A 26,319-nucleotide genomic window follows, 5' to 3' on the forward strand; every position below is an offset into this window, starting at 1 on the left:
TCGATGCCGAAGAATTGCAGCTCACACGAGAGCAACTGCGCCCAGAACGTACCGACGATCTCATGTGTATAAGGCTATCGGTGTAGCTATAAAAGTCAGGGATTTAACACACGGATATTTGAATCAGGAATTGAAGACTTTGTCAGAACGCTGCCTGGAGTCAATGGAACATATCCATATCCACTCTTCGATGAAATCAGCGCCGCGCCAGAAGTTCCGGCTGAGATTGCAGAAAACCTAACCGACTGTGCAGTGTCAGAAAGTATGTAGGTAGCTATGTCAGTGCCTTTGAGATCAATTGTTCTAGAGTTCCCGTTGGCCTGCGTCACTGTGAGTCTGAGATTGATTGCCCCTCCAGTGAAGACCACCGTGGGAGCTAGTCCAGTGGTGGCCAAGGTGAACTCCTGCAAGTCCGGAACCGCGGTGCTCCATACAAAATCATTCTTGCCTTGCGAGACCGTCGGTGAAAATACAGATCCAAGAATTGGTTGATCGGAAGAAATATGTAGTGCAAATTTTCCTGAATTCATCAAGATATTCATTGGAATCTCAACGACTTTCTTGTGAGCAATCACCTTACCGTTTATTCCAACCGGAGAAAAGGTGCCGTCGGTAGAGCGAATCTCAGCGCTGATACGCGCATCAACATCTCCAGGGACTAATAGCCGCAAGGTGTGGGGGGTCGGAGTCTTCTTCTTCACTTGCTGTGGGATGGCCGGGATCTGCAACTTCTTACCCGGATCATCAGTTGAATTCACAATGTCTCCACCAAGTGATCTCAGCCCTTTGCCGCGTTCATCAACAAGAAAACCATTGACGCGTCCAGACTTTGGTTCGATATGGATAGCAATTGATTTTGCACCTGGCGCTAAAGATGGCAGTGAGATTTGCTTAAATGAATTCGCATTGATAACTAAATCTCTGGGAGTCAGCGCGCCGTTCTCGCTAAAGACAGAGACACGAACAAGTGCTTTACCTAGCCCACTATTTACTAAATTCAGCGAACCTTTTGAGGTGATATCTGCCGTTGCCCCCACAAACCACCGTGAAGTTATTGGGGACTGACATGCGGATGCACCAGCCCACACTCCTTGTCGCACTTGCCACACAACCGGGGTAATTGCCCCCGCTTCGATCACGGCAGATTGTGAAGCTATTGCATAACGGCGAATTCCTACTTTACGAGTGTTCATTGAAGATGTGCCAGTTTTTCTTATCTGGGTTTTTGCACTTGTTAAAGAGATTGCTGTGGTTAAACCTGATGTATTAGGTGGGCAAATCACAGATGGATATGACTTGTTAAATCGAGATGTTGAAACTGTAAAATTCAGCAAATTACTGATCACCAAAATCGAGATTGTTGCTAGAACAAGAATGAAGCCGCGATCACTTTTCATGCCAGCTCCTTCTCGGATATTTCACTCTTTCGGCGACCAGAGGGCAGCGCCAGAACAACAATCGTGACCAGCACAATCATGAAGAAGGAGATCCAGGCCCTTCGCTGCGTGCCATCATGGAAGATAGTGACTTCTCCGGCGTTTGTGATTTCAAAGGTGGGAAGACCATCGCGGTCTTCAATGCGAGCTGCGGTGAATCCATCTTGGTAAATTCTCCACCCTTTACTAAAACTCTCGGTGAGTGTAATTGTTCCGGGACGTGGGACAAAGGCGCTAATTCCGGTACCTTCAATGATGGAAACTTCGCCGGCGTAGTCAGTGAGAATGATGCGTCCGGTTGGCTCACTTACCTTCCAGACAATTCCAGCTTTGGTTGCAGAAGTTCTAACAAATCCACCTAAACCGTCAATCGTTTGAGCCACTTCATCAATAATCGGATTCTTGAGATATACATATTTGATTCCATAGGTAGCTAAGACTTTGCTCGAGCTCACACCAGTGTTGTCAATCAAACCTTCAACAGCTCGGGAAATTACCTCAGTGTCGACTGGAGCAACATCTACTTCTCCCAGTGTGATGTCACTGCCCCTGGAAATGAAATAGGAAAGCGTTCGCTCGCCATTTCTGCTGTATGGACGAAGTACGAGCGATTTGGCACTCTTCTCTATTGCTAGGTAGGCAGGTAGCACGTTCTTCTGCCCCGTACGCAGCGGTGAATCTGCTCCTGCAGATACCAGCCATGAGAGTGATGTCGCACTATAAATAAGAGTTAAGGCAAGAATTAGTACCACTGAAATATGCCGATAATTAATATTGGATTGTTCAAGCCGAGATCTAATTTTGTCGAACATCACTACACCCGATATTAATGAGAAGAGTGTGGCGAGTGCGATAAACGTTCCAACAGACACTTGTGCATTCAATGGCGTTCCATTACCAGGTATGACTGCAACACTGAGCAAAGTTCCACAGAGTAAGAATGTAATTCCTGGGACTGCAAATTTTCGGGCAGCGGTAGTAGAGAAGTAGGCCACCAACAAAATTGCAAGTATCGGACTAGCACACCACCAGGGCAGAGATCCCGGCCCACCGGGGTTGGCAAGGATTGCCAAGTTCGGCCCACCGCCAGAAACAGGTAACCCAATCTCTCGAAGAATTCGCGTTGGGTGCAGCAATACACCGAAAGAAGCTGGTGCAGCGAGTAAGAATGGGAGCACCAGAAGTGTGAGGCGACGCTTGAGCCGCTCAAGGAAAAGTTTATCCCTGTGATTATTCGATGCTTTCTTGAAGTCGCCGAAAATTGTAAGTGCGATTCCTAGGAAGAGGATGAGCAGCACCGATGGATTAAATGAGAGCAGGAACCAGATAAAAAGTGAGTGTCCAAAGATGCTGCGCCAAGTCCAACGATCGATTTCGGGCCAGGCATGAAATTGCCTAATGAAATATGGCAAGAGAGCCATGAAAACTACTACCCCAAGTCGCCCAGCGTTTACCGATGCAATCGCCACCGGCGATAAGGCATAGAGCAAGGAAGCACCCGCTGATAGCCACTGATTAGCTGTAAATTTCTTTAAGTATCGGTGCGCTGAAAGCAGAAGTATCAATGGCGCGGCTAAAAAGAAAACAGTAATAAATATCGAAACATTTCCGAAGAAGAGCAGGGATGCGATTCCAATTATTAAGACCCAGGCAGGGGTGGATTCTGCACTGCCCATGCCCACGTCATGCCAACTAGCTATATAGAGTTTGATTAAATCTCGAAAACTATCTGGTGATTCGGCAAGAGCGCCGCCAGCCAGTGGTCCAAACCTATTTCGTGCCCAGGAAAGTGAGACAAGCGTGATTATCGATGCGGCAATAACCATAGGCCGATAGAAGAGAGCTCTCCACGGTGTTCGGGAAACAGGAGCGAGCAGATCTTCATCCTCATTTATCTCTAGGTCACTGACAATCGGTAGTTCAGGCGATGGTGAATTAGGAAGCAGTGCCAAACGTAGCGTCGATGCCAGACGAGAAATTGAGGAACGAAGTTGAGAAATCCGAGAAGGAACAAAAGTATTTACAACCCTAGGAGAAATAAGTCGGTGCTGTTTGCGAAATTTCCTAGCCGATAGTAATTCGGTCGGGTGAATAATGAGTGAGCCAATTGCCAAAATTTCATCCGATGCATAACCGGGGAGTTTGGCAAATAAATAGCCAATAGAACGCAAGATTGCCCCAGCAAATAGCGTGATGATGAGTCCAGGTAACGACCACACACTTGAGTTAGCAAGTAAGACATAGGCTGCATTTCGCCGATCGAGCAATAGCGGGCGGTGAAGAAAAGCGCCCTGCACATCAACACTTCGTCGCTCAGTGGCCGATGCTTGAGCGTGATACCCAATCGCATCAGAGACTGCAATCACTGAATGCCCAGCAACTCGAACGCGCCAACCAAAATCAACATCGTCCCGGAATAGCTCTAAATTCTGGTCAAAACCACCGAGTTCCTCAAAGACGTCGCGCCGTATGAGGGCACCTGCAGTGCTAACAGAGAGCACTTCTTTTACACCATCGTGTTGACCTTGATCGTATTCAAGGGGTTCCAGACCGGTCCATCTCGCACCATTAGTTGCAATACTGATTCCCAGTTCAATCAGATGTGTTCGATCGTGCCAACCAAGAAGTTTCGGCCCAGCCATCACAACACTGGGGCGATCGGTAATCGCGGCTAATAAAGATTCGAGTGCGGCAGGGTGCAACGCACAATCATCGTGGAGAATCCAAATCCATTCTTGGCTATCTTTAATCAGCGCAGGTAACTGCGTGATTCCATGAGCTATTGCCGCACCGAATCCACTTTCTCGATCGATAGCTGAGACCGGAATGCGAGCGCCTTTGAGTAGCTTCACAGAGGAATCGAGGGAGCCGGTATCGATGGCAAAGACTTTGTTAGGTCGTACAGTTTGCAAAGCAAGAGAGGCAACAACTTGAGATAACCAGGTTGCTCCATCGTGTACAACTAAGAGTGCAGTTACCCGCGGAGCGCTCATGGGAAGAACCTACCTAAAGTAAGGAAGCGGACGTGAAATTCTCTCTGGCTGCCTTTAGGCAGGGCGACGCTTAAGACGACGACGCTCGCGCTCTGAGAGACCGCCCCAGATTCCGAAGCGCTCATCATGTGCCAGAGCGTATTCAAGACACTCGTGGCGCACATCGCAGGAGAGGCAGACGCGCTTTGCTTCGCGAGTTGAACCACCCTTTTCTGGGAAGAAAGCTTCCGGATCGGTCTGAGCGCAGAGTGAGCGCTCTTGCCAGGAGAGTTCAAAATTCTCGCCATTAGCTAGTTGAATAGTCGGTCCAGCAGTAGGGGCTGATGGCTTGCCAGTCGATGTTCCTTCTGGGCGGATTGGCATTGGTACTCCTCAAGTCATAAGGGGCGGGATTCACTGTGAATCACCTGCGCTCTAGGTATGAATTACACCGTTGTAATCCCTCGGAGTCAACCCCAGGACGGGGACTTTAGATGAATTTTTTTGCGGCGAAAAAGTCGATAATTTAGAGGGAAATCGGCAGATCTGAACTCTGCGAGAGGTAAGTGCGTGCTCTTTCGGTGCCTTTTTTTACATGTGCTCCCTCTGCAATGAAGCATTGTGATAATTTCACATCAGATTCGATCACCACGTTATCGCCGATGATGCAGTCATCGATGCGGCAGCCAGCTGCAATCGTTGTGTTGGCACCTATTGCGGTGCCGCCAGTTATTTGCGTGCCAGCGCCAATCGTGGAGCCAGCCAGCGCCACAAAGGGGCCATCTACTAGATCGCGTGAGCCTTGAAAGAGAGCTGCTGGCGTACCGACATCGAGCCAATAAGCATCTTGCTGATATCCATAAACCGGGCGGTTCTGTGAAATCAGTGATGGGAAAGTCTCGCGTTCAACGCTGACTACAGCTCCCAGCGGAATCTCATTGATGACATCAGTGCTAAAGATATAGCAGCCGGCATTGATGAACTTGGTTACCGGATTTTCCATCTTCTCCAAGAAAGCGGTGACTCTTCCGTCTGAATCTGTCGGAACGCAGCCAAATGCACGAGCATCTTCGACTTCAATCAGATGCAGTGTGACATCAGCCTTCTTTTCCTGGTGAAATGCAATTTGGTCGGCAATCGAATGCCGGCTTAAGACATCGCCATTGAAAATGACAATGGGTTCATCGCCTTTTACTAACTCTGCCGCATTTCTTATGGCTCCGCCTGTACCAAGGGGCTGCTCTTCAACAGCGTAGCGGATTTTGATTCCCCATTTACTGCCATCACCGAAATACGGTGTGAAGACTTCCGCCAGGTAGGAAGTGGCAAGTACAAGGGTGTGTATGCCAGCGCGCTTAGCGGCAAGTATTTGATGTTCAGTCACCGGCAAACCAGCAACTGGCAACATCGGCTTGGGAGATTCATTTGTCAGTGGCTTAAGGCGGGTGCCAAGACCACCTACCAATAAAATTCCGACCGCCATTAAGGTGCAGTTACTTTCGCAAGAATTCGTTCTGCCGCTGTTGCAATCTGTTGATCGGTTGCAGTCAGTGCAATCCGAATATGGCGCTCTCCTGCTTGGCCATAAAAAATCCCTGGGGTAGCAAGAATTCCTAGTGCTGCTAGCCAGGCAACCGAGTCCCATGAGCTTTCACTTCTTGTTGCCCAGATATAGAGGCCGGCATCCGAATGATCAATAGTAAAACCAGCAGAATTCAGCGCAGGTGCCAGGCGAGTGCGACGTGCGTTATAGCGCCCACGTTGTTCAGCTACATGTTTGCTATCAGAAAGTGCGGCAACCATTGCGTGCTGCACCGGTAAGGAGACCATCATGCCGGCGTGCTTGCGCACTTCCAGAATTCGGGCGATTAATTGCGGGTCTCCCACTACGAAAGCGGCGCGATAGCCAGCCATCGAAGATCTCTTGGAAAGTGAGTACACACCCAAAATATTGGTGTTATCACCATCTGTGTATCGCAAAATAGATGTAGGGGTCTGGGAATCTCCAAATTCTAGGTAGCACTCATCTGAAACTAGAACGCTCTTATTCTTTCGTGACCAATCAATTGCTGCACGTAGTTCAGATTCTGAGTGAACTCTTCCGGTTGGATTAGAAGGTGAGTTCACCCATGCCAGATCGGCCTTGGGCCAAGTTGTTGCATCAAGGTCAACGCCAGTGGGTTTTGCTTGGGCAAGCAGTGCGCCAACTAAATATGTTGGGTATGCAATACGTGGATAGAGCACAGTTGCCGACTCAAGGAAGGTGGGTAACCAAGCGACAAACTCTTTGGAACCAATGAGTGGCAACACTGCGAATTCACCAGTAGCGCCCAGTGTTGTTGTAGCCCAATGATGAATTGCAGTGCGCAGTTCCTGCGTTCCCATTGTTAGGGGGTAACTTGGAGAATTAGCTGACTCTCGTAAAACTTGCTGAATTAATTCAGGAGTGGGGTCTACCGGAGTTCCGACTGATAAATCAATAGCGCCTTGCGGATGTGCGCGCGCTATCTCGCCATAGGGAGCGAGTGCATCCCATGGAAAATCAGGTAGTTTTTGGCGCAAGAGCAGTGACATCGGTATGATCAGAGTTTGTCTCTCCGACCTTTGATGCTCCCCCAGGTGATCCAAGTTCTATGAAAAATTCAGTATTGATCTTCTTGTAGTTCTGCCACTGACCCGGGACATCATCCTCGTAATAAATAGCTTCGACCGGGCACACAGGCTCGCACGCACCGCAATCGACACATTCATCGGGCTGGATATAGAGCATCCGAGCACCGTCATAAATGCAATCGACGGGGCACTCTTCGCGGCAGGACTTGTCTTTAACGTCCACGCAAGGTTCGGCGATTATATATGTCACGAAAGATCCTCCAGAAGGCTTAGAGCGGTAGGAAGTGATTCTAACCCTGCGAGAGGTTGATTGCACGATTAAGGTTGCCACGTGAACGCTGAAACTTTGCGCGCCGCCGTTGGCAAGCGAGCCACTATTCGCCTGCGAGATTCCGCTGGCGGATTCCATGACATCGTTGGCGTATTACAGAGTGAGACAAGCCTCATCAATCGCCGGGGTGAGTTGATTGAATTTACACTTGGCGATATTGCTTTTTTCCGCATCATCCCAGTCTTTAACCGTAGGGATTCCACCAGTGGTCAGCTTCATATTTATGACACCCTCACTCGCGAAGTTCAAGAAATCATCAGCCGTGATGGATATATCTCCATCTACTGCTGTGGCCCTACCGTCTATCGAGATGCCCATGTGGGCAACCTCCGTACCTTCTTACTTGCAGACCTCATCACTCGAACGCTGACCATGACCGGTGTGGACGTTGAACTCATACAAAACATCACTGACGTTGGACATATGGCCGATGACTTTGAAGGAGAAGATAAATTACTGGCAGAAGCAGCACGTACTAAGACCGACCCATATGCCATTGCTCGTGAATTTGAATCCCGCTTTCACAAAGATTTGACCTTATTAAATGTCCGAAAAGCCGATAGCTATCCACGAGCATCAGAGAATATGGACTCGATGATCTCTGCCGTTGAAAAACTTATTGAAAGCAAGAACGCCTACATTGGAAGTGATGGCTCGGTCTACTTTGATGCAACCTCTATTGAAAGTTATGGCGCAATTAGCGGCAACAAATTAGCGGCGCTCAAACCCGGCTATCGCCATGAGCACAACGATGAAAGCGGTAAGCGCTTCCATGCTGATTGGGCGCTCTGGAAATTAGCCGGCACGCGCACGCAAATGGTCTGGGAATCTCCATGGGGTCTGGGGTTTCCGGGATGGCATATCGAGTGCAGCGCAATGTCAATTGATTTTCTTGATTCGAAGGTGGATATTCATGTCGGCGGAATTGACCTTAGGTTTCCACACCACGAAAACGAGCGCGCGCAGTCAAACTCATTGACTAATTCCGAAGTCGTAGGTACCTGGGTACATGGAGAACATCTGCTCTTTGAAGGACGCAAGATGTCGAAAAGTGCTGGAAATGTTGTGCTTATGAGTGACGTGCAGGAACGTGGATTAGATCCACTCTCGCTACGTTTCTCACTTCTTGAAAATCGCTATCGCTCACAGATGGATCTATCTTGGGCAGCACTCGATGCCGCGCACGCAACCCTTCGCAGGTGGCGCACGCTGATGTCTGAATGGGGAACATCTATCGAACTTAAAATTGATCAAGAGCTTAATGATGCGCTGACAAATGATCTTGATACACCGCGAGCTATGCAAAGGTTGCGCACCATTGAAAAAGATGCTGCGATGGGATCACAAGATAAGCGTGCAATTTTCTTATACGCAGAGCAGGTGCTGGGGCTCGATCTCAATCGAGTGCCTGAGTCAAAGCCACTGACCCCGGAGTTGCAACAGCTGCTAGCTGACCGAGTTCGTGCCAGAGAAGCTAAAGAGTGGGGTCGAAGTGATTCCTTGCGAGCAGAGTTAGAAGCACAAGGCCTGGAGATTAGCGATGGCCCCACTGGGCAGAGTTGGCGTTGGAAGTAAGTTAGGCCCGTTGAAGCACTGCAATTACTCCCAGAATAAATCCAATAAATAAAAGAGCGGTACCTGAGTTATCTCCTTGAATAAGGAGTTCTTGTCCCACGCCAAATGTTCCGGCGCGAATGATTACGATAAACCAGCCGAAGAGTGCGATGAGCTTGTATCTCTTCTTCCCAAAAAATCTACCTATCCAGCGAATACACAGGTAACTACCAATGAGTGCAAATATGACTCCAGCTGGCGGGAGGGTTGGATGAATCAGAGTTGCACCTATTGCCACAACTGCTCCGAAGATAAGCGAAGCCAGTGCTCTCATAAGGTGAGTGATATGCCGGCAAAGAGATCGGTCTCGTAGCCCTGCATATCAAGTACTCCGCTTTTTTCACCCTGAACAAGTGTGTAGTACTCGTTACCCCAGATCTCAAGCCCCAAATTATTTGAGAGCGAAAAGAACGGGCCATCGACTGCTATCTGGGTGCCATGGGCGCGCATTGCATCCATCTTCTTATTAACAAAGTCACCGCCATCGATGCACGCATGAGCAAAGGAGTCATCTTTTGCGAAAGGCAGATCATCGGCGCTCTCTGCTCCGAAGAAGTCTGAGCCAAGGGCTTTCATCTTCTCGATACCGGCTTCAATGACAGATTTGGGAATGACGTTCCAATAAATTTTCGGGATATTCCAATCAGCACGATCTGCCGCTGCCATAGCAACTCGATGGGCTTGGATGTGATCAGGATGGCCATAACCACCAAATTCATCATAGGTAATCAGCACATGTGGCTTCACTTCATCAATAACTGAAACTAGCAACTGGGTAGCTTCATCAAAGTCTGCGCCCCAAAAAGTATCGGGGCGGTTGTTAGCATCCGTTCCCATCATGCCGCTATCGCGATAACGTTTCACGCCTTCACCAAGAAAACGATGATCTACTACACCCAGCTCTGCCATTGCTTGCGCCAACTCTTCCACCCGATGATCACCGAGTGCGTCGGTTTCATGTGCTGCTAGATGGGCAAGATCTGGAATCAGAACTTCGCCCTCTTCACCGCGGGTGCAAGTAATGAGAGTTATCTCTGCACCGAGCGCTGCATAGAGTGCCATCGTGCTACCGTTGTTAATAGTTTCATCATCAGGATGGGCATGCACAAGGAGCGCTCGAAAGCCGCTGTAGTTATCAAGCATTAATAGACCGGCAGTGATGTATCAATCTGCTTCGCCCATGCAACCACACCACCATAAACATGTGATGCATCAGAGAATCCGGCGTCCTTAAGGATTGCTAGGCACTCGGCAGAGCGCACACCGCTCTTGCAATGCAAGATGATTGGTCGGTCTTGCGGCAAGGCTGCCAATACCGAGCCATCAATAAATCCTTGTTTTGGAATTAGATGCGCTGTCGGAATCTTTACAATCTCATATTCACTTGGTTCGCGAACATCGATAAGGTAATAGTTCTCTTGTGCATCAATCTTTGATTTCAAATCTTGCACCGTAATTGTCGAGCCAGCACTTGCTTCCTGTGCAGCATCAGAGAGCACTCCACAGAAGGCTTCGTAATCAGGAAGTAGCGCGGTCTGGGTAGGGTTCTGGCTACACAGCGGGCAGTAAGGATCTTTACGTACTTTAATCTTCCTAAAGGTCATATCAAGTGCGTCATAGACCATCAGCGAACCAATAAGTGGTTCACCAACTCCAGTGAGTACCTTGATTGCTTCCGTAGTTTGGATCGAGCCAATTGTTGCGCAGAGAACTCCGAGCACTCCACCTTCAGCACAACTTGGAACCATGCCTGGAGGTGGCGGTTCTGGATAGAGGCAGCGATAGCAAGGGCCGTACTCTGCCCAGAACACACTTGCCTGTCCGTCAAAGCGATAGATAGAACCCCACACATATGGCTTCTTTAAAAGTACACATGCATCGTTAACCAAGTAACGAGTTGCAAAATTATCTGTGCCATCAACAATAATGTCGTACTGAGAAAAAATCTCCATCACATTGGATGTATCAAGTCGTGTTTCATGGGTGATGACGTTTACGTAAGGATTAATCTCAGCAATTTTCTCTTTCGCGCTCTGCGCTTTGCTTTTGCCGATATCTGATTGCCCATGAATAATTTGTCGCTGCAGGTTTGACTCATCAACTGTGTCGTATTCAACGATTCCGAGAGTTCCGATTCCAGCTGCAGCTAAATACATCAGCGCTGGAGATCCGAGGCCTCCTGCGCCAACGCAGAGCACTTTGGCATTCATCATGCGCTGCTGCCCTGCCATGGCAACATCAGGGATGATTAAGTGACGGCTATATCGACGAACCTCAGCAACGGTAAGCGCAGGACCTGGCGTAACCAGCGGAGGTGTCTTCATGGGTGTAAGTCTGCCGTACTGTGCCTTTGCCTGCCAATTCTGTACGATGTGCATAATGACTACCGAAACTGCATCTGCACATAATTCGCGTTCAGATAAATCACGCCTGCCGCGCGACGAGCGACGAGCGATTTTGCTCTCCGCGGCCCTTGAAGTCTTCACAGCTGCTGGATATCACTCAGCGGCGATGGATGAGATTGCAGACCGAGCCAATGTCAGTAAGCCAGTTCTGTATCAGCACTTTCCTTCAAAATTAGATCTCTATCTCGCCGTTCTTGACCTTCACATTGATTCTCTGGTCTTTGAACTTCAGAAAGCTATCTCTTCGACTGCAGATAATAAGCAACGCGTGCATGTCACTATTGATGCTTACTTTAATTTTATTGAAAATGAAGGAGAGGCATTCCGCCTCCTCTTTGAAAGTGATATGAGCGTTGAACCTCAAGTGCGTGAGCGTCTTAATCGCATGACCTATGACTGCGCCGCCGCCGTCAGTGGTGTGATCGCCAATGACACCGGACTTCCTCGGGAAGAAGCGATGATGCTCGGCGTTGGATTAATTGGCTATGTTCAAGTCACCGCTCGTCATTGGCTGGAAAGAGATGGAAAACTCACTCGCCCACAAGCGATAGAACTCGTTGAGAACCTCATGTGGCGGGGAATTTCTGGATTTCCCCGTACTGAACTCTGACTCTAAGATAGGGCTATGAGCACAAAGAAATCAGATAAGGCATCACAAGTTCGCATCTCCATCACACATGTCAGCAGCGAACTCTCCTTTGAATGCCCAATGGCTCCGGAAGAGATCAAGGCCGCTGTCGCAGCTGCGCTTTCATCAGCTACTCCCCTTGTTCTTTCAGATGTTCGTGGCCATCAAGTCATCGTGCCAGCAGAGAAAATCGGCTATGTGGAAATCGGGCAACCAACCGAACGTCGCGTCGGTTTTGGTGCCAATTAAGTGTCGATAACTTTTGCAGATTTACCACTTCGCAAAGAGACTATCGATGCGCTCACTGAACATGGCTTCACCTCACCCTTTCCTATTCAAGAGATGGTCATGCCTATCGCACTCGCTGATGGCGATGTTATTGGTCAAGCAAAGACCGGAACAGGTAAAACTCTCGCATTTGGAATTCCAGTCATTGAGCGCGTCATCGCACCTAATGATGCTGATTGGCCACAACTAGCAAACCAGGGACATCCGCAAGTTCTAATTGTTGTCCCGACACGCGAACTCTGCGTGCAGGTCACGAAAGATATTGAAGAACTCTGCTTCAACCGCGGAATTCGCACTTTAGCTGTCTACGGTGGCCGGGCATTTGAGCCACAGATTGAAGCGCTACAAAAAGGTGTCGAGATTGTTGTAGGAACTCCAGGTCGCTTATTAGATTTATATCGTCAAGGACAACTGACACTGAAGAACGTTTCACGAGTAGTTCTCGATGAAGCTGACGAGATGCTAGATCTCGGTTTCTTGCCTGATGTTGAGAAAATCTTTACCAGTACTCCTGCTCGCCAGCAAACGATGCTCTTTTCAGCGACCATGCCCGGAGACATCATTGCGCTGGCACGTCGCTTCATGAACCAACCTGTGCACATTCGCACGCAAGATAATGAGGATGAAGGCGCAGTTGTCTCTCGCATTGTGCAGCACGTTATTCGAGCACACGCCATGGATAAAATCGAGCTACTTGGACGCATTCTTCAAGCCAATGGTCGCGGGCCAACTATTGTCTTTTGTCGCACCAAGCGCACCGCACAGAAGACTTCTGATGAATTAGTGGAGCGTGGATTTAACGCCGCGACTATTCATGGTGATCTTGGGCAATCCGCTCGCGAAAAGGCGCTCAATGATTTCAAGGCTGGTAAATCAGATGTCCTGATTGCAACAGATGTTGCAGCACGTGGAATTGATATCGATGGCATTACTCACGTCATTAATTACCAATGCCCAGAAGATGAGAAGACATATGTGCACCGCATTGGTCGTACTGCGCGAGCTGGCGCCCACGGTATTTCAGTAACCTTCGTCGACTGGGATGATCTCGCTCGTTGGAAGATGATTGATACCGCACTTAAATTAGGTCTAGCTGAACCACTTGAAACATACTCATCTTCAGATCACTTATATGAAATGCTCGACATTCCGCGCGATTCAACTGGCAATCTCAAGCAGGTACGAGCACCCAAGGTTGCGAAGGTAGCGCCGGCTAAAAGTGCTCCAAAGAGTGCAGCGCCGCAGGTAAAGCGCGAACGTACTCGGACCAAGCGAATATCTAGCTAATTTGCGGTAAATGCTTTAATTGCATTTGCCAACATTTGCACCGCGATTGCCGCAAGTAATAAACCAGCAATACTTGCCAGCAATGTAACGCCAGCATCCTTAATCACACCAATAATCTTTGTAGATGCCATCAGAACTGTTCCAATAATCAGATGAACAGCTACGATTGCAATGGCTAATCCTATAAAGTGCGCACTGGAGTCGGCCTTCTGCACATAAATCATGGTTGCAACTATTGCTCCGGGACCAGCAAGAAGTGGGGTTCCTAGCGGGACCATTCCGATATTAGAGCTCTTTTGATCAGCTCCGCCCTTTGATGTGCCGGTGAGAAGCTGTAGTGAAACATAGAGAAGAAGTAACCCCCCGGCTGCCTGTAGCGCTTCGATAGAGACATTCATATATTCCAGGATGAACTGCCCGAAGAAAGCAAAGCTGGCAATAACAAATAGTGAAACAGCTGCTGCCTGCCAGGCTAGACGCACTCGCTCGCGTGGAGTCTTGTCTCCCACTAAACCAAGAAATATTGGCGTAGCTCCAGGTGGATCCATAATGACAAAGAGTGTGACAAATGCCTGCGTGGCAAAGGTGATTGTTCCCATTGAATTCATACTCGTACCACCCTTCGGGCATCTGCTTGCGCTTCTAAGGCTTCCCATTGTGCCGCAAGTGTTGTGTTCTCTGCCATTGCATTAAGTTTTCCGGTGCCGTGATAATCACTTGATCCAGTGATAACAAGGTTGAGCTCCTGTGCTATTTCACGCAGAGTTTTGCGCTCCTCTGCATTTTGATCACGATGGTCTACCTCAATGCCATTAAGCCCCGCAGCAACCAAATCAGCAAATGTCTCTGATGTAATGATTTGCCCTCGGCGCGATGCAAAAGGATGAGCAATGACTGCCACTCCCCCCGCAGCATGAATTGCACGAATTGCTTCGACCGGAGTGGGCGCAGCGTGAGTTACGTAGTACTTAGATTCATTACTGAGCAAGTTTAAGAAAGCTTCATCCCGGCTTGCGACCACTCCTTTGCGCACAAGGGCATCTGCCAAGTGTGGTCTACCCACTGTGGCACCTTCGGGAGTCTGCGCCTGCACATCATCTAGTGAAATATCAATCCCATCGGCACGTAGGAGTTCAACCATCTTACGCATTCTGGGTATGCGGGTATCTCGTGAATCAGCAAGAATTTGTTGTATCGCAGCGTTCTCACCGTCAAAGAGCAGACCAAGCATATGCACGCTAATTCCGTCTGATGTCAGGCAGGAAACTTCTGCACCCAATACAAGTTCAATCTGCGGTTGCAGCGCGGTAATTGCTTCACTCCATCCCGCAGTGGAGTCGTGATCGGTGATAGCAAGAGTGGTAACGCCGGTAGCAAGTGCTTTCTTAACTAGCGCGAATGGGGAATCAGTACCGTCGCTACAGGTTGTGTGGGTGTGCAGATCTATCACAGTTCTACGCTACTCTCTTTTGTATTCCTTAATACAACAAGTCCACAACCAAGAAGAATAAGAACTACCCCAGGAATAATACTTAAAGTTGGTTGCTTGCCAATGTCAAAGATGAAGGCGAGAATCGCTGCTACAGGTACTTCAAAGAAGACAATCATCGAAACAATTGCAGGAGATACCCTCTTAAGCGTTGAGTTAAATACCGTGTGGCCAAGGAGTTGTGCTCCCAAAATCAGACCCAGCAGGATCCACCATTCTCTGGCTGAAAAATGAATTACCTCATAGCCGAGCAGCAGTGCCATCGGTAGTGCGGTAATTGAACATACAAAATAACAAATAGTCGTATAAGACGTTGTTTCCATTTGCTGCTGTGCGCGCGAACCTACCAACATATAGGCAGCAGCGAGTGCACCAGCTATCAACGCTGCCAGATCTCCTAAGAATGATTTTTTATCCAGCTGCAAGTCAACGCCCGTCACAAGAAGTACGCCGAGAAAACTAATAAACATTCCAACCCATGCTTTACCGGGAATGTGGCCCCCTGTGAGTTTTACAAAGAAAGCGGCATAAATTGGTTGTGTTGCAGCCAGGGCTGTACCTGCTGCAACACTTGTCATACGCATTGATAAAAAGAATCCTACAAAGTGCAATGCCAGCAACACTCCCGCAAGTGCAGCTAATTGAACACTTTTGCGAGTGACTTTATGTCGCAGTGCAAATGGCAGTGTAAGTAGCGCGCCCCCAAAATTTCGCCAGAAAATCAATGTGGGTACCGGCATCGCACTCATTGCAATCAGGGGTCCTGAGGAGCCGACTCCACATACTCCGATAATGAGGCGAATCAGGTCGGGGCGAGCAGGCATCTGAGTGTGGTTATCGATACCTATGCCGGCCGATGATTTCCCAGATGAGTTCATTGAGCAAACCTAGCCGATAGGTCACCCGTTACTCTTATCCCATGAGCGGAAATAACAGCAATCGAATATTTCTCGCCCGCTTAGCCGGAACTGCAGTTTTTGACCCTAACGGTGATCCAGTCGGCAAGGTGCGCGATGCTGTCGCGACCCTTCGTTCTAATAACCAATCACCACGCGTATTGGGATTAGTAGTTGAAGTACCACTACGCCGTCGTGTATTCGTTCCCATAACTCGTGTCACATCAATCGAATCAGGCGCCGTTGTTATTACCGGGCTTCTTAATATGCGTCGATTTGATACCCGCACCGGTGAATTACTCGTATTGGGTGATTTACTCGACCGCACCATCACGGTGATTGAAGAAAACGAAGCTGTACTTGTGGAGGATATGGCAATGGAACAGAACCGCACTGGTGACTGGCTCATTACTCGTGTTCACATTATGCGCAAAGGCCACGGATTCCGCCGCAAAGGAGCAACATCTACCCTTGCGTGGGAAGACGTCACCGGCTTTGCGCAACACGAATCAAATCAAGGTGTTGCAAATTTACTTTCAACATTAAGTAATCTACGTGCGGCGGATCTAGCTGCAGTAATACAAGATTTGGCTCCGAAGCGTCGCGTTGAAGTTGCGCGCGCACTTAATGACGAACGTCTTGCTGATGTATTAGAAGAGATGGATGAAGCAGAGCGCGTAGCACTCCTTGCTGAACTCGAAGGTGAACGTGCTGCCGATGTTCTGGAGGAGATGGATCCTGATGATGCCGCCGACTTGTTGCGCGAAATCGGTGAAGAACGTGCACAAGAATTAATTAACTTGATGGACCCAGAAGATGCGGAAGATGTATTGCGTTTGATGACATATGAAGATTACTCAGCCGGTGGAATGATGACGACCGAGCCAATCGTGATGTCAGCTGATTACACCGTTGCAGATGCACTGGCAGCCGTGCGTCAGAGTGAGATTTCACCTGCACTAGCATCACAAGTATTTATCGCCCGCCAACCACTAGAAACTCCTACTGGTCGATTTATTGGGATGGTGCACTACCAGCGACTACTGCGTGAGCGTCCATCAACGCTCTTGGGATCAATCGTTGATACCAATACCCAGGGCGTAAATCCAGATGCATCTTTGCACGCTGTTTCGTCATACTTAGCTAGTTATAACTTGCTCTCACTGCCGGTTATCGATGCAAATGATCGTCTACTTGGCGCAGTAACAGTCGATGACGTCCTAGACCACTTGCTTCCTGAAAACTGGCGACATGATCACCGAGATTCAGCCACAACAACTGCCGCTCTTGAAAGTATTGATACAAGTTTTGCTGATTCACACGATGTACCGAAGGAGCTCTGATGATGGCACGTAACGATGGTTTAGATACCCCACGCGAGACCCGTCGATCCCTTCGCGCAAATTATGATCCCGAGGCATTCGGTCGCCTTTCCGAGAAGTTTGCTCGTTTCTTAGGCACTGCTCGCTTCTTGGTATACATGACAGTCTTTGTGTTTAGTTGGGTTATCTGGAACGCGCTCGCTCCACGTGATCTTAGATTTGATGATTTTCCATTCATCTTCCTTACTCTCATTCTCTCCTTGCAAGCCTCTTACGCTGCTCCACTTATTCTTCTTGCGCAAAATCGCCAGGCAGATAGAGATCGCATCTCACTTAATGAAGACCGTGCACAAAATGCTCGTAGCATCGCCGACACTGAGTATCTAACTCGCGAACTTGCAAGCCTGCGAATTGCACTTGGTGATGTTGCTACACGTGATTACTTGCGCAATGAGCTGGGCAGTCTCGCCAAAGAGATTGTGGAAGAGTTACGCAAGCCCGAGTCTGACGCCAAGTAAAGATTTCTCTCGCACTATCAGTCTGCCAACGATTTCATTAATCACTTGAGCACTTGGGCTTTCAGGAGCCGAAATAACTACCGGACTTCCACCATCTCCACCTTCGCGAAGTTCAGGGCTAAATGGAACTTTGCCCAGCAGTGGAACATCTGAGCCAACCAGTTGAGATAGCCGTTTAGAAGTTTCTTCTCCCCCGCCTTCACCGAAGAGTGATGTGAGTTCACCACACTTGGCACATGGGTAGGCTGACATATTTTCAATAACACCAATAACACGTTGATGAATCTGATGGGCAATTCGTCCTGCTCGCTCCGCAACTTCGGCTGCTGCAATTTGCGGAGTTGTTACGACGACAATCTCTGATGTGGGAACTAATTGCCCTAGTGATATTGCAAGATCGCCAGTTCCAGGTGGAAGATCGATAAAGAGCAGATCAAGATCGCCCCAATAGGCATCTGATAAGAGTTGTTCCAGAACGCGATGCAGAAGTGGTCCACGATAAGCAATGGCGTCGGAGCGTTCAGGTTTAAACATCTCCATCGAAACGGTCTTCACACCGAAGGATTCAAGTGGAATAAACATTTGATCTATTGCTGTGGGGCGTTGGCCTATCAGCCCCATAAGGCGGGGAATTGAATGGCCGTAGACATCAGCATCAAGAATTCCAACACGTAGCCCTTTCTGGGCAGAGGCAATTGCCAAGTTTGCTGTTAGTGATGACTTTCCAACTCCACCTTTTCCAGATGCAACACCAATTACACGACAACGTGAATCAGCTTGCGCAAATGAGATAAAACTTTCACGACCATTACGAAGTAATTTCTTGATGTTTGCTCGCTGCTCTTCATCCATCACGCCAAAAGTGATGGAAACTTCAGAGACGCCATCAACTGCTAGGACAGCCTTCTCGATATCAGTTGTCAGACGATCCTTCATGGGACACCCAGTAATAGTGAGCAGAATTTCTAGCTCGGCCGTTGTTCCATTGTGCGCAACGAATTTCACCATGCCCAGTTCGGGTAGGGCGCGGTGGAGTTCCGGGTCTTGCACAGTGGCAAGTGCTGCATGAATAAGTTCTAACATGCTCATAGGAGATCGGGGTCAATCTGCGCTTTTGCCTTTGATTTCTTTGGCGAGTCATCCTCATCTAGGGCAGTTGCTAATTGCTTCTTAATAAATGTCTTAGGGTGTAAATCAGACGGCTGTAAATCTTCAAAACCTGGCCCTAAATTATCTTTAAGTTCATTTGTGGCTGTTGCTGCAAAGTTTCTTATCTTCTTGACCATCCTGGCCGCATCCACGGCGAACTGTGGCAACTTGTCCGGACCCAAAAGAATCATCGCAAGGAGAGCGAGCCCGATTACTTCACCAGCACCAAAATCGAAGAACATAATGTAGGAAGCCTATCTCTTTACTCTGATGCAGTCAGAACCAGTGTGGCGCTCTTGCTCACAGACCCGCGCTTATAGATTATCTCCACCTTATCGCCTACGTTTTGCGCACGAATTGCAACAATCAACTCTTCAGCTGACCCAATAGCGCGTCCACCAAATTCAATAATGATATCTCCAGCCTTAAGCCCAGCCTTTTCTGCGGCTCCACCTTTTACTATTGCAACGCCGGTCTTTGCAATGAGTGCACCGACCCCGTTGTAATTCATCTCAACTGAGACTCCAATAACAGGATATGTCGCTTTCCCATTCTTAATTAACTGCTCTGCCGTCTTGCGTGCTTGATTAATAGGGATTGCAAATCCAAGACCGATGGACCCAGTTTGAGAGCTTGCTGAAAATCCAAGGGAGGCAATTGCAGAATTAACACCGATCACAGAGCCGGTCGCATCCACAAGTGGTCCACCTGAATTTCCAGGGTTAATTGCCGCATCAGTTTGCAGCGCATTGATAAATGAATTGTCGGCTTGAGATTCTCCTGCAGTTACTGCGCGATCCTTTGCACTAATAATGCCGAGAGTTACTGTGCCAGTTAGTCCCAGTGGTGAGCCAATTGCAATTACTGAATCACCCACGGCAACTTTTTCGCTATCTCCGAATTGCAAAGCCTTGAGGGTGGCGCCGATAATTTTAAGTACTGCGAGATCATATGAACTATCTCGGCCAACTACTTTCGCTGAATACTCAGAACCATCATTGAGTCTGACTGAGATATCCCCACCACTTTCAACCGATCCAGTAATTACATGGTTATTTGTCAGGATGTAGCCAGTACTGTCTATAACAAACCCAGAGCCAGTAGCACCACCATTTTTTGATTTTGCTTCAATGGAGACAACCGATGGAAGAACGCGTTGAGCGATTTCAGCAACAGATCCCACTGGGCGCTCGATAGTCGATGTTGATTTAACAAGATTTACTGAGCGACCAAAGAGTGATCCGGTAGAGGAAGCTGTGAATGTTCCGGCAATCAGCCCAGCACCAAGTGCAAGCACGATTGCAGATTTGAGGGAGATTGATCTATTCAAGCCCTTTGGAGCAGGTGCTTCCCACCAAGGCTTGCTATCGAAATCACTCACAGAAATAACCTCACAGGATGACACTCACAGGATGAAACTTAATAGGTGAATTCTGCTACAACTTCGTTGCAAGCAACAATCCATCACCGATTGGAATCAGTGATGTCACCCACGAATCAGTATCGGCCTTTACCGATTTTCCTGCCTCACGCAGAGCAATGGTCTTCGGATCGCGCTGGGCTGGGTCTGGAACTTTGCCACCACCATAAAAATTGTCAATGACAAAGACTCCCCCGCTTCGCAAGATTCTATGAGCTTCAGAGATGGCAAAACTTAAATCTTCCGGGTTATGTCTAAAAATAACCAGGTCATAAGCGCGATCGGTGAGCTTTGTCATGACATCCATCACCGAATTTGTAATGAATCTAATTCGGGTCTGTGCGATATCTGCATCAGCTAAAGCAATTTTTGCAATCGTTGTATGTTCCATCTCATCATCTATCGATGTCAGCGTTCCGCTTGCCAGCATTCCTTCCAAAATCCAGAGTGAGCCAACACCAGATCCTGTTCCAATTTCAACTACTGACTGAGCCTTGATTTGATGAGCAAGTTGGCGCAGATATGCACCTGTGCCTTGCGAGACATCGGTGACTCCATTTTCTTCTCCTCGTGCACGCGCCGCACTTTTTACAGAGCCCTCTGTAATAAATGTCTCTGCATATGTATGCGGGTCAATATTCATGAGAGAGACAATATCCAATCAATGAATAAACGCACGCCAAAACCGGTGCCGCCCTTCACATTTTCTCCAGAGTCATTTTCACTGCGCCCCGTTCCAGCGATATCAAGGTGCACCCAGCGACTGTCTCCGACAAAATGTTCGAGATATAAGGCGGCAGTAACAGACCCAGCAGAGTAATCGCCCTTATCTGCTGCGTGATTAAGGTCTGCCACATCACTTTCCAGGGAATCTGCGTAATCATCAAGCAGTGGCATATGCCAGACGCGTTCGCCACTTTCTTCGCCAATCTCCATAAATTGCTGGGCAAGTTTTTCATCGCGCGAGTACAGGGCGGCATATTGACGGCCAAGTCCTAGCGTTGCAGAACCTGTCAGGGTTGCAATATCAATCAAATAATCCGGATCGAGGTTTGCAACTGCATAAGCAAGGCCATCGGCAAGTACGAGCCTACCTTCTGCATCAGTGTTAATAATTTCAACAGTGGTGCCACCGTATTGAGTGATTACATCTGATGGTCGCTGCGCGCTACCCGAGAGCGCATTTTCGGCGCACATGAGCAAGACCGTTACTCGCACCTTAGGTTGTAGTTGCGGAAGTGCGCTAATGGTTGCAAGGGCTGCTGCTGCCCCTGCCATATCACTCTTCATCGCCGTCATTGACTCATAAGGACGCTTGAGGGAGACACCACCAGTATCAAAAGTAATTCCTTTTCCAACAATGACTATATGAGGTAGCGCTGCTGCTGAGTTCCCACGCATCTTTGGAATATAGGAAAGTTCAATAAAGCGCGGTCCCGGTGCTGGGGAAGAGTTTCCTACTGCGCGCAGCCCACCAAAATCAGCTAGTTGCTTACCGGCTAATACTTTGATCGCCAATCCATTTTCATCTGCAATCTTCTTCGCTTCTTGCGCCATCCACAGCGGATTCTTAATGTTAGATGGAGTATGGACTAGATCTCTCGCTGTATAGAGTGCTTGTGCAATGGCTGATGTGCGGGCAACGGTTTTTTTATCAAGAGTTGCAATTCCAATCCGAGGAATCTCAACTTCTTTGCCCGTCTTAAGGCTCCACGAATAGGCGCCGAGTGCAGCTGAAACTCCATGTGCTTTAATTTCAGGAGCACTCTGTGCACAAAGTGAAATTACTTCTATTGCTTTTCCCCGCACCTTGCGCCCGATCGCAGTGCCAGCAGTGCGATAAGAAGTCAGCAATTGATCTCCGAGACCAAGAAGATAAAGACGATCAACAGTAGAGCCATCATGAAGAACGGGAATTTCGTTTATTTCCCCCGCTTTACCAGTTGGTTTAAAGAATGAAACTTCGTCAACCAAGTTTATTTCAAAGAATTTTTCAATCTTTCTGAGTAATTTCTTGCTTCCAGCAAATGAGATTTCTCCATCTTTTGACTGGATATATCCCAGTACAAGAACATCTACTCCGATAAGAGAATCTAATTCAGGAGCAACTGCGTGAAGAATTTCTTCGGTCCGCTCTACTTCTTAATAAGAGCAACTGCGGCCTCGAGGGCTGCGCCCAGGTTGTTAGCTTCCTGAGGATTAAGTTCAACGACCAAACGGCCTCCACCTTCGAGCGGAATGCGCATCACTAGCGAGCGCGCTTCCTTGGTGACTTCCATGGGTCCATCACCAGTACGAGGTTTCATAGCTGCCATAGTGGGGACTCCTTGTGACGATGCGCGGGCGTGGACGGTCGGGAGAAGTATCTCGCAGAATGAGCCCGAGGTGAAATCGAGGCAATTACATGCCCAAAAAGGCGGTGAGCCGCTTCTTTCCGCTTTCAATCACGGCGATAACCGATTTTTCGGGAACAGATAAGAGCGCTGCAATTTCTGCACTGCTCTTGGATCGAAGGTAGTGCAAGGTGAGGATGAAGCGCTCTTCCTCAGGGAGAGAGGCGAGCAACTGCGCCAGCGTTTGAGGGTTGCTCACAGGATACAGATTACTCGGTGAGCAAGTAATTGTTGAGTGCTTAGTGAAATGTTCGTGCGAATCGCGCGAGGGATATGCGCACACCCACATAGAGGAAAGGGGCAATCAGCAAAAAGAGCGCTCGCGGTGCCACGATTGTTTCAGACCAATCAAAGCGCGTGGATTGCGCACCTTCTTCACTGAGAATAAATGAACCACTTCCCTTAAGAATCTTTCCATGATGTTCAACATCGCATCGAGCTGGTTCTTCCCAAAGTGTAACGGTCATGAGGTCAAGTAACCCTGGTGACTTGATTCGAGGATAGAACTTGTGAAATGGTCCAGTAAATGCAGCAATGGAAGTGCCGACTCCTGAAGTGCGCTCTGATGTTACCCAGACTTTTGTTTGCAGCATCCACTCCCCTTGCGAAGGCCAATCTGCAATTGCCTTCCACACTTCTATTCGAGGTGCTGGAATTGTGAGCGAAATCGCCAGCGTATTTATCGCCATTTACTTTTTCCCATATGCAAAAGCAAGAGCTTGCTCAACAGTAGTAGTCCAATGCAAAAGATCGCGCATTCCAGGTTTCACAAAGTTCTCATTTTCTAGGTGTTCCACCAATGTATGTAGCGGCTGATAAATACCATGTGGGTCAAGAATGATCACTGGCTTGTCGTGGAATTGAAGATAACGCCCTACCCATATTTCAAAAAGTTCTTCTAGCGTGCCGAGCCCACCGGGGAGGGTAATGAAGGCATCGGATAAGTCTTCTATCTTTGCCTTACGGGTGCGCATGGAGTCAACCACAATTAGCTCATCGCTCTCGTGATCTGCGAATTCAATATCAACTAACTTCTGAGGTATCACCCCGATGGTGCGCCCTGCTTTGCTGCGGGCACCGCGTGCAACGGCGCCCATGGATGAGATATGCCCACCACCTGAAACTAATTCAGCACCGCTCTGGGCGATACCAGCACCGAGTTCAAAGGCTAGGTCTATATATTTCGAATCAATCGACGGTGATGAAGAACAAAATACTGCAATGCGCATGCTGCACAGGATAGGGGTTAGGCTTAGAACATGTCTTCATTAGCTCATGGCCACGGAATCGCAACTCTTGCCGGCACAACTGTGCTCGATGTCTGGTTTCCTGCGCCGGCACTTGGCGCTCTTGCTGGTCAATCTGATCCATCGTTGCAATCGATGGTGGGCCTAGATGATGCGCGCGGAGTGACTCGAGAGATAGTCTTGATTGAAATTGATTTAGAAGTAGCTCCAAAAGATGCACGCGATGCATATCTGCGACTGCACCTACTCTCACACCGTTTGGTTAAGCCACATGGTGCATCACTAGAAGGAATTTTTGGGCTTCTTGCCAATGTGGTCTGGACCTCAGTTGGACCTTGCGCCGTTGAAGGATTTGAAATTACACGTGCACGTCTGAAAGCCCAGCATGGTCACGTGAGCGTTATCTCTGTAGATAAGTTTCCACGCATGGTTGATTACGTAGTGCCAAGTGGTGTGCGAATTGCAGATGCTGATCGTGTTCGTTTAGGTGCCCACCTAGCACCTGGCACAACTGTGATGCATGAGGGATTTGTTAACTTCAATGCTGGAACTCTTGGAACGTCTATGGTCGAAGGTCGCATCTCTTCAGGTGTGGTTGTTGGAGATGGCACAGATGTTGGCGGTGGTTCTTCGATTATGGGAACCCTCAGCGGTGGTGGCAAGGAAGTTATCTCTGTGGGAGAAAAGTGCTTACTAGGCGCTAACTCTGGTTTAGGAATTTCACTTGGTAATAATTGTGTAATCGAAGCTGGTACCTACATCACTGCAGCTGCCAAAGTGAAGTTACCTGATGGTGAAGTTGTGAAAGCCGGCACACTTTCAGGTGCAAATAATCTGCTATTTCGTCGTAACTCACTCAGTGGCGGTCTTGAAGTTGTAATGCGCACCGGTACCTGGGGCGGCCTGAACTCTGTTCTGCACGCCAACTAATATTCGAGCGTTAACCCGCTAAATTAAAGTAGGGCGAGGGAATTTTCACTCTGCTTCTAAAGGTATCGCCCCTAAGTAACTTGGTAGAGCCATCACTTGCTGTGCCCTTGATATAGGTAACTGCCCCGGCAGTATTGCGAGACATAATTTCTAAAGTAACGATATCTGCAAGCAAAAAGGCGGTAGCTACCAGAGCCTGATCTGCTGATGCGCTCCAGGAAGCAAAGCGAGGATTATTTTTAGGATCTAGCCCTGCGGGGTCTAGCACTGACTGCGTATAACTAGTTGCCTGTCCCCAGGCATCGAGGGTCGTCTGGGTTGCACCACCGGAGGATGAGAAGAAGTAGGCCTGAATCGGTTTTCCATTGGAAAGAATTGCCAGACTTGTCGTTGTGTCAATATTTGTTCGCGTGACTGCCGCTTTCCAGAGGTGACCAAATCTCGGCTCAGATTCTTTGGAAAAGCCGACAAAATTTTGATCCGCAATATGTGAATAGACCTGGCAATCACATGCTGAATTAATTTTTCCTAACTTTGACATTGCATATGAACGCGAAGCAATCACTTGTGCATCAAGTGCGGCAGCAGGCCAAGATGACGGCACTTCACTTATCCCCCAAAGATATTCATCGCGAAGGGCCAATGTGTTAGTGACCTCCATGGCACCCTTTACTACCTTCACCTGAATCTGCCCATATTTGTATTTCACAGCGCTACCTGGCTGTGAAAAGGTAATCACTGTTGCAGGTCCGCTCCATCTGATGGTGAATGCTTTGGCACGCAGCCCTTCACCTGCTGCAAATGCTCCATCAACGTTGAAGGTTATCTTCTTCTTGGCACCTAAAGTCATTATGGGTAGTACACCTTGCGCACTTGCAATGTCACCGCTAAAGATCTGAATTGTCGAATCTGGTGTTGCGCTGACAAATGAAATTGTCTTCTGGGCGCGACCTATGTTTACCCGTATCGTCTGGGTATCAACTATCGGAGCAACCTGCACGTTCTTGTAATAATAATTAAGGATTGCTGTGGCACTTTCACCTGAGATCGCGCGAGCCTTAGCTCCGATCTGACTCATTCCAACGCCGTGGCCGTATCCGGAACCAGTAAATGAAAACTGGAGAGGTGCATTTGCTGTGGCTGTCGATGTTGCGGCAAATGAGATGCAGAAAATTAAGAGTAAGGCTTTATACGTCCTCATCAGATGATGCGCTCTTTCTAGCGTTAACAAATTTGCGATAGGCGGTAATCACTTCAGTCGGGTTTCCACGCATCATAAGCTTGCCCTTATTAAGCCAGATGACCTCATTGCAAATATCTTCAATCGTGGCAAGTGCATGGCTGACAAGAATCAGTGCGCGATCTGCGCTGCGCAACTCCT

At 48.4% G+C, this 26,319-nt stretch carries 29 protein-coding genes and 1 pseudogene; 7 read left to right on the plus strand and 23 right to left on the minus strand.

Translation table 11 applies throughout. The features are described 5' to 3' along the window. Positions 1–95 precede the first annotated feature (95 nt). The 6 genes from AC9UEP_RS03615 to fdxA all read right to left on the minus strand — a co-directional run bounded on the left by AC9UEP_RS03615 (position 96) and on the right by fdxA (position 7,271). Entirely contained in the window at positions 96–1,397 is a 1,302-nt protein-coding gene (locus AC9UEP_RS03615; RefSeq protein ID WP_509544073.1) for a DUF5719 family protein, read from the minus strand. Then, positions 1,394–4,429, minus strand: coding sequence for a glycosyltransferase family 2 protein (locus AC9UEP_RS03620; RefSeq protein ID WP_509544075.1), 3,036 nt, complete (start codon positions 4,427–4,429; stop codon positions 1,394–1,396). The genes AC9UEP_RS03615 and AC9UEP_RS03620 overlap by 4 nt, the downstream gene beginning before the upstream one ends. A gap of 54 nt (positions 4,430–4,483) precedes the next feature. Beyond that, a complete protein-coding gene (locus AC9UEP_RS03625; RefSeq protein WP_509544077.1) occupies positions 4,484–4,792 on the minus strand; it encodes a WhiB family transcriptional regulator in 309 nt (102 codons plus the stop codon). Positions 4,793–4,934: 142 nt separating this feature from the next. Then, the gene (locus AC9UEP_RS03630; RefSeq protein WP_509544079.1) at positions 4,935–5,891 is read right to left on the minus strand and encodes a nucleotidyltransferase family protein; all 957 of its coding nucleotides are present in this window, start codon (positions 5,889–5,891) and stop codon (positions 4,935–4,937) included. Beyond that, the gene (dapC, locus tag AC9UEP_RS03635; RefSeq protein ID WP_509544081.1) at positions 5,891–6,982 is read right to left on the minus strand and encodes a succinyldiaminopimelate transaminase; all 1,092 of its coding nucleotides are present in this window, start codon (positions 6,980–6,982) and stop codon (positions 5,891–5,893) included. Before dapC ends, AC9UEP_RS03630 begins: the two co-directional genes overlap by 1 nt. Further along, the gene (gene fdxA, locus AC9UEP_RS03640; protein ID WP_509544082.1) at positions 6,951–7,271 is read right to left on the minus strand and encodes a ferredoxin; all 321 of its coding nucleotides are present in this window, start codon (positions 7,269–7,271) and stop codon (positions 6,951–6,953) included. Before fdxA ends, dapC begins: the two co-directional genes overlap by 32 nt. Positions 7,272–7,352: 81 nt before the next feature. On the opposite strand from fdxA, the gene cysS reads away from it, so the two are divergent. After that, a complete protein-coding gene (gene cysS / locus AC9UEP_RS03645) occupies positions 7,353–8,927 on the plus strand; it encodes a cysteine--tRNA ligase (protein WP_509544083.1) in 1,575 nt (524 codons plus the stop codon). 1 nt (position 8,928) lies between these two features. Here cysS and AC9UEP_RS03650 read toward each other — a convergent pair whose 3' ends face one another. The 3 genes from AC9UEP_RS03650 to moeZ are packed head-to-tail and all read right to left on the minus strand — an operon-like array spanning position 8,929 to position 11,290. After that, positions 8,929–9,240, minus strand: a complete 312-nt coding sequence (locus tag AC9UEP_RS03650) for a hypothetical protein (RefSeq protein ID WP_509544085.1) — start codon at positions 9,238–9,240, stop codon at positions 8,929–8,931. Next, on the minus strand, positions 9,237–10,109 hold the full coding sequence (mshB, locus tag AC9UEP_RS03655; protein WP_509544086.1) for an N-acetyl-1-D-myo-inositol-2-amino-2-deoxy-alpha-D-glucopyranoside deacetylase: 873 nt from the start codon (positions 10,107–10,109) through the stop codon (positions 9,237–9,239). The genes AC9UEP_RS03650 and mshB overlap by 4 nt, the downstream gene beginning before the upstream one ends. Continuing rightward, the gene (gene moeZ / locus AC9UEP_RS03660; RefSeq protein ID WP_509544087.1) at positions 10,109–11,290 is read right to left on the minus strand and encodes an adenylyltransferase/sulfurtransferase MoeZ; all 1,182 of its coding nucleotides are present in this window, start codon (positions 11,288–11,290) and stop codon (positions 10,109–10,111) included. The genes mshB and moeZ overlap by 1 nt, the downstream gene beginning before the upstream one ends. A 46-nt stretch (positions 11,291–11,336) precedes the next feature. Between moeZ and AC9UEP_RS03665 the strand changes: the two genes are divergently transcribed. Genes AC9UEP_RS03665 through AC9UEP_RS03675 form a run of 3 tightly spaced genes read left to right on the plus strand, consistent with a single transcriptional unit; the run spans position 11,337 to position 13,574 of the window. Beyond that, positions 11,337–11,981: a TetR/AcrR family transcriptional regulator gene (locus tag AC9UEP_RS03665; protein ID WP_509544089.1), complete on the plus strand. Its 645-nt coding sequence runs from the start codon at positions 11,337–11,339 to the stop codon at positions 11,979–11,981. A 15-nt stretch (positions 11,982–11,996) separates the two neighbouring features. Beyond that, on the plus strand, positions 11,997–12,248 hold the full coding sequence (locus AC9UEP_RS03670) for a DUF3107 domain-containing protein (protein ID WP_509544091.1): 252 nt from the start codon (positions 11,997–11,999) through the stop codon (positions 12,246–12,248). After that, positions 12,249–13,574, plus strand: coding sequence for a DEAD/DEAH box helicase (locus AC9UEP_RS03675; RefSeq protein ID WP_509544092.1), 1,326 nt, complete (start codon positions 12,249–12,251; stop codon positions 13,572–13,574). Here the strand turns inward: AC9UEP_RS03675 and AC9UEP_RS03680 are convergent. From AC9UEP_RS03680 to AC9UEP_RS03690, 3 genes are read right to left on the minus strand one after another with little or no spacing between them, the layout of a single operon-like run. Then, on the minus strand, positions 13,571–14,182 hold the full coding sequence (locus AC9UEP_RS03680) for a MarC family protein (protein ID WP_509544094.1): 612 nt from the start codon (positions 14,180–14,182) through the stop codon (positions 13,571–13,573). The two genes, AC9UEP_RS03675 and AC9UEP_RS03680, sit on opposite strands and share 4 nt — an antisense overlap. Further along, positions 14,179–15,024 (minus strand): PHP domain-containing protein, encoded by an 846-nt coding sequence (locus AC9UEP_RS03685; protein ID WP_509544095.1) that lies wholly within the window; start codon positions 15,022–15,024, stop codon positions 14,179–14,181. Before AC9UEP_RS03685 ends, AC9UEP_RS03680 begins: the two co-directional genes overlap by 4 nt. Continuing rightward, positions 15,021–15,941 (minus strand): DMT family transporter, encoded by a 921-nt coding sequence (locus AC9UEP_RS03690; RefSeq protein ID WP_509544096.1) that lies wholly within the window; start codon positions 15,939–15,941, stop codon positions 15,021–15,023. The genes AC9UEP_RS03685 and AC9UEP_RS03690 overlap by 4 nt, the downstream gene beginning before the upstream one ends. A 41-nt stretch (positions 15,942–15,982) precedes the next feature. Here AC9UEP_RS03690 and AC9UEP_RS03695 point away from each other — a divergent pair, with 41 nt between their 5' ends. After that, on the plus strand, positions 15,983–17,302 hold the full coding sequence (locus AC9UEP_RS03695) for a magnesium transporter MgtE N-terminal domain-containing protein (protein WP_509544097.1): 1,320 nt from the start codon (positions 15,983–15,985) through the stop codon (positions 17,300–17,302). 2 nt (positions 17,303–17,304) lie between these two features. Beyond that, positions 17,305–17,799, plus strand: a complete 495-nt coding sequence (locus tag AC9UEP_RS03700) for a DUF1003 domain-containing protein (RefSeq protein WP_509544119.1) — start codon at positions 17,305–17,307, stop codon at positions 17,797–17,799. Here the strand turns inward: AC9UEP_RS03700 and AC9UEP_RS03705 are convergent. From AC9UEP_RS03705 to AC9UEP_RS03745, 9 genes are all read right to left on the minus strand, one after another. After that, a complete protein-coding gene (locus AC9UEP_RS03705) occupies positions 17,770–18,888 on the minus strand; it encodes an Mrp/NBP35 family ATP-binding protein (RefSeq protein WP_509544099.1) in 1,119 nt (372 codons plus the stop codon). The two genes, AC9UEP_RS03700 and AC9UEP_RS03705, sit on opposite strands and share 30 nt — an antisense overlap. Continuing rightward, a complete protein-coding gene (locus AC9UEP_RS03710) occupies positions 18,885–19,190 on the minus strand; it encodes a sec-independent translocase (protein WP_509544101.1) in 306 nt (101 codons plus the stop codon). Before AC9UEP_RS03710 ends, AC9UEP_RS03705 begins: the two co-directional genes overlap by 4 nt. A 20-nt stretch (positions 19,191–19,210) precedes the next feature. Further along, entirely contained in the window at positions 19,211–20,329 is a 1,119-nt protein-coding gene (locus tag AC9UEP_RS03715; protein WP_509544103.1) for a S1C family serine protease, read from the minus strand. Positions 20,330–20,384: 55 nt separating this feature from the next. Then, a complete protein-coding gene (locus AC9UEP_RS03720) occupies positions 20,385–21,011 on the minus strand; it encodes an O-methyltransferase (protein ID WP_509544105.1) in 627 nt (208 codons plus the stop codon). Then, complete coding sequence (locus AC9UEP_RS03725; protein ID WP_509544107.1) at positions 21,008–22,342, minus strand: leucyl aminopeptidase family protein; 1,335 nt, start codon at positions 22,340–22,342, stop codon at positions 21,008–21,010. The genes AC9UEP_RS03720 and AC9UEP_RS03725 overlap by 4 nt, the downstream gene beginning before the upstream one ends. A gap of 161 nt (positions 22,343–22,503) precedes the next feature. Beyond that, positions 22,504–22,683 carry a DUF3117 domain-containing protein gene (locus AC9UEP_RS03730; protein ID WP_509544108.1) on the minus strand — a complete coding sequence of 60 codons (180 nt, stop codon included), beginning with the start codon at positions 22,681–22,683 and terminating at the stop codon, positions 22,504–22,506. 85 nt (positions 22,684–22,768) lie between these two features. Continuing rightward, positions 22,769–22,960, minus strand: a complete 192-nt coding sequence (locus AC9UEP_RS03735) for a sigma factor-like helix-turn-helix DNA-binding protein (protein WP_223298135.1) — start codon at positions 22,958–22,960, stop codon at positions 22,769–22,771. Between the two features lie 40 nt (positions 22,961–23,000). Then, positions 23,001–23,450 carry an SRPBCC family protein gene (locus AC9UEP_RS03740; RefSeq protein ID WP_509544111.1) on the minus strand — a complete coding sequence of 150 codons (450 nt, stop codon included), beginning with the start codon at positions 23,448–23,450 and terminating at the stop codon, positions 23,001–23,003. Then, entirely contained in the window at positions 23,451–23,990 is a 540-nt protein-coding gene (locus AC9UEP_RS03745; RefSeq protein ID WP_509544113.1) for an LOG family protein, read from the minus strand. It lies immediately after the preceding gene. A 30-nt stretch (positions 23,991–24,020) separates the two neighbouring features. On the opposite strand from AC9UEP_RS03745, the gene dapD reads away from it, so the two are divergent. Next, positions 24,021–24,938, plus strand: a complete 918-nt coding sequence (dapD, locus tag AC9UEP_RS03750; RefSeq protein ID WP_509544115.1) for a 2,3,4,5-tetrahydropyridine-2,6-dicarboxylate N-succinyltransferase — start codon at positions 24,021–24,023, stop codon at positions 24,936–24,938. Positions 24,939–24,948: 10 nt separating this feature from the next. On the opposite strand, the gene AC9UEP_RS03755 is transcribed toward dapD, so the two are convergent. Together AC9UEP_RS03755 and AC9UEP_RS03760 are read right to left on the minus strand one after the other, a co-directional pair. After that, entirely contained in the window at positions 24,949–26,139 is a 1,191-nt protein-coding gene (locus AC9UEP_RS03755; protein WP_509544117.1) for a SpoIID/LytB domain-containing protein, read from the minus strand. After that, positions 26,126–26,319: pseudogene (locus AC9UEP_RS03760) on the minus strand (ABC transporter ATP-binding protein); the annotation flags it as partial. The pseudogene AC9UEP_RS03760 and the gene AC9UEP_RS03755, both read right to left, overlap by 14 nt.

The organism is Candidatus Planktophila sp. (assembly GCF_040402315.1).
Lineage (GTDB): Bacteria > Actinomycetota > Actinomycetes > Nanopelagicales > Nanopelagicaceae > Planktophila.

What these genes read in the sequence shown, in the direction of transcription:
- AC9UEP_RS03615 (WP_509544073.1), bottom strand. Translation starts at nt 1,397, where the DNA reads ATGAAAAGTGATCGCGGCTTCATTCTTGTTCTAGCAACAATCTCGATT.
- AC9UEP_RS03620 (WP_509544075.1), bottom strand. Translation starts at nt 4,429, where the DNA reads ATGAGCGCTCCGCGGGTAACTGCACTCTTAGTTGTACACGATGGAGCA.
- AC9UEP_RS03625 (WP_509544077.1), bottom strand. Translation starts at nt 4,792, where the DNA reads ATGCCAATCCGCCCAGAAGGAACATCGACTGGCAAGCCATCAGCCCCT.
- AC9UEP_RS03630 (WP_509544079.1), bottom strand. Translation starts at nt 5,891, where the DNA reads ATGGCGGTCGGAATTTTATTGGTAGGTGGTCTTGGCACCCGCCTTAAG.
- dapC (WP_509544081.1), bottom strand. Translation starts at nt 6,982, where the DNA reads ATGTCACTGCTCTTGCGCCAAAAACTACCTGATTTTCCATGGGATGCA.
- AC9UEP_RS03650 (WP_509544085.1), bottom strand. Translation starts at nt 9,240, where the DNA reads ATGAGAGCACTGGCTTCGCTTATCTTCGGAGCAGTTGTGGCAATAGGT.
- mshB (WP_509544086.1), bottom strand. Translation starts at nt 10,109, where the DNA reads ATGCTTGATAACTACAGCGGCTTTCGAGCGCTCCTTGTGCATGCCCAT.
- moeZ (WP_509544087.1), bottom strand. Translation starts at nt 11,290, where the DNA reads ATGAAGACACCTCCGCTGGTTACGCCAGGTCCTGCGCTTACCGTTGCT.
- AC9UEP_RS03665 (WP_509544089.1), top strand. Translation starts at nt 11,337, where the DNA reads ATGTGCATAATGACTACCGAAACTGCATCTGCACATAATTCGCGTTCA.
- AC9UEP_RS03670 (WP_509544091.1), top strand. Translation starts at nt 11,997, where the DNA reads ATGAGCACAAAGAAATCAGATAAGGCATCACAAGTTCGCATCTCCATC.
- AC9UEP_RS03680 (WP_509544094.1), bottom strand. Translation starts at nt 14,182, where the DNA reads ATGAATTCAATGGGAACAATCACCTTTGCCACGCAGGCATTTGTCACA.
- AC9UEP_RS03690 (WP_509544096.1), bottom strand. Translation starts at nt 15,941, where the DNA reads ATGAACTCATCTGGGAAATCATCGGCCGGCATAGGTATCGATAACCAC.
- AC9UEP_RS03695 (WP_509544097.1), top strand. Translation starts at nt 15,983, where the DNA reads ATGAGCGGAAATAACAGCAATCGAATATTTCTCGCCCGCTTAGCCGGA.
- AC9UEP_RS03700 (WP_509544119.1), top strand. Translation starts at nt 17,305, where the DNA reads ATGGCACGTAACGATGGTTTAGATACCCCACGCGAGACCCGTCGATCC.
- AC9UEP_RS03705 (WP_509544099.1), bottom strand. Translation starts at nt 18,888, where the DNA reads ATGAGCATGTTAGAACTTATTCATGCAGCACTTGCCACTGTGCAAGAC.
- AC9UEP_RS03710 (WP_509544101.1), bottom strand. Translation starts at nt 19,190, where the DNA reads ATGTTCTTCGATTTTGGTGCTGGTGAAGTAATCGGGCTCGCTCTCCTT.
- AC9UEP_RS03720 (WP_509544105.1), bottom strand. Translation starts at nt 21,011, where the DNA reads ATGAATATTGACCCGCATACATATGCAGAGACATTTATTACAGAGGGC.
- AC9UEP_RS03730 (WP_509544108.1), bottom strand. Translation starts at nt 22,683, where the DNA reads ATGGCAGCTATGAAACCTCGTACTGGTGATGGACCCATGGAAGTCACC.
- AC9UEP_RS03740 (WP_509544111.1), bottom strand. Translation starts at nt 23,450, where the DNA reads ATGGCGATAAATACGCTGGCGATTTCGCTCACAATTCCAGCACCTCGA.
- AC9UEP_RS03745 (WP_509544113.1), bottom strand. Translation starts at nt 23,990, where the DNA reads ATGCGCATTGCAGTATTTTGTTCTTCATCACCGTCGATTGATTCGAAA.
- dapD (WP_509544115.1), top strand. Translation starts at nt 24,021, where the DNA reads ATGTCTTCATTAGCTCATGGCCACGGAATCGCAACTCTTGCCGGCACA.
- AC9UEP_RS03755 (WP_509544117.1), bottom strand. Translation starts at nt 26,139, where the DNA reads ATGAGGACGTATAAAGCCTTACTCTTAATTTTCTGCATCTCATTTGCC.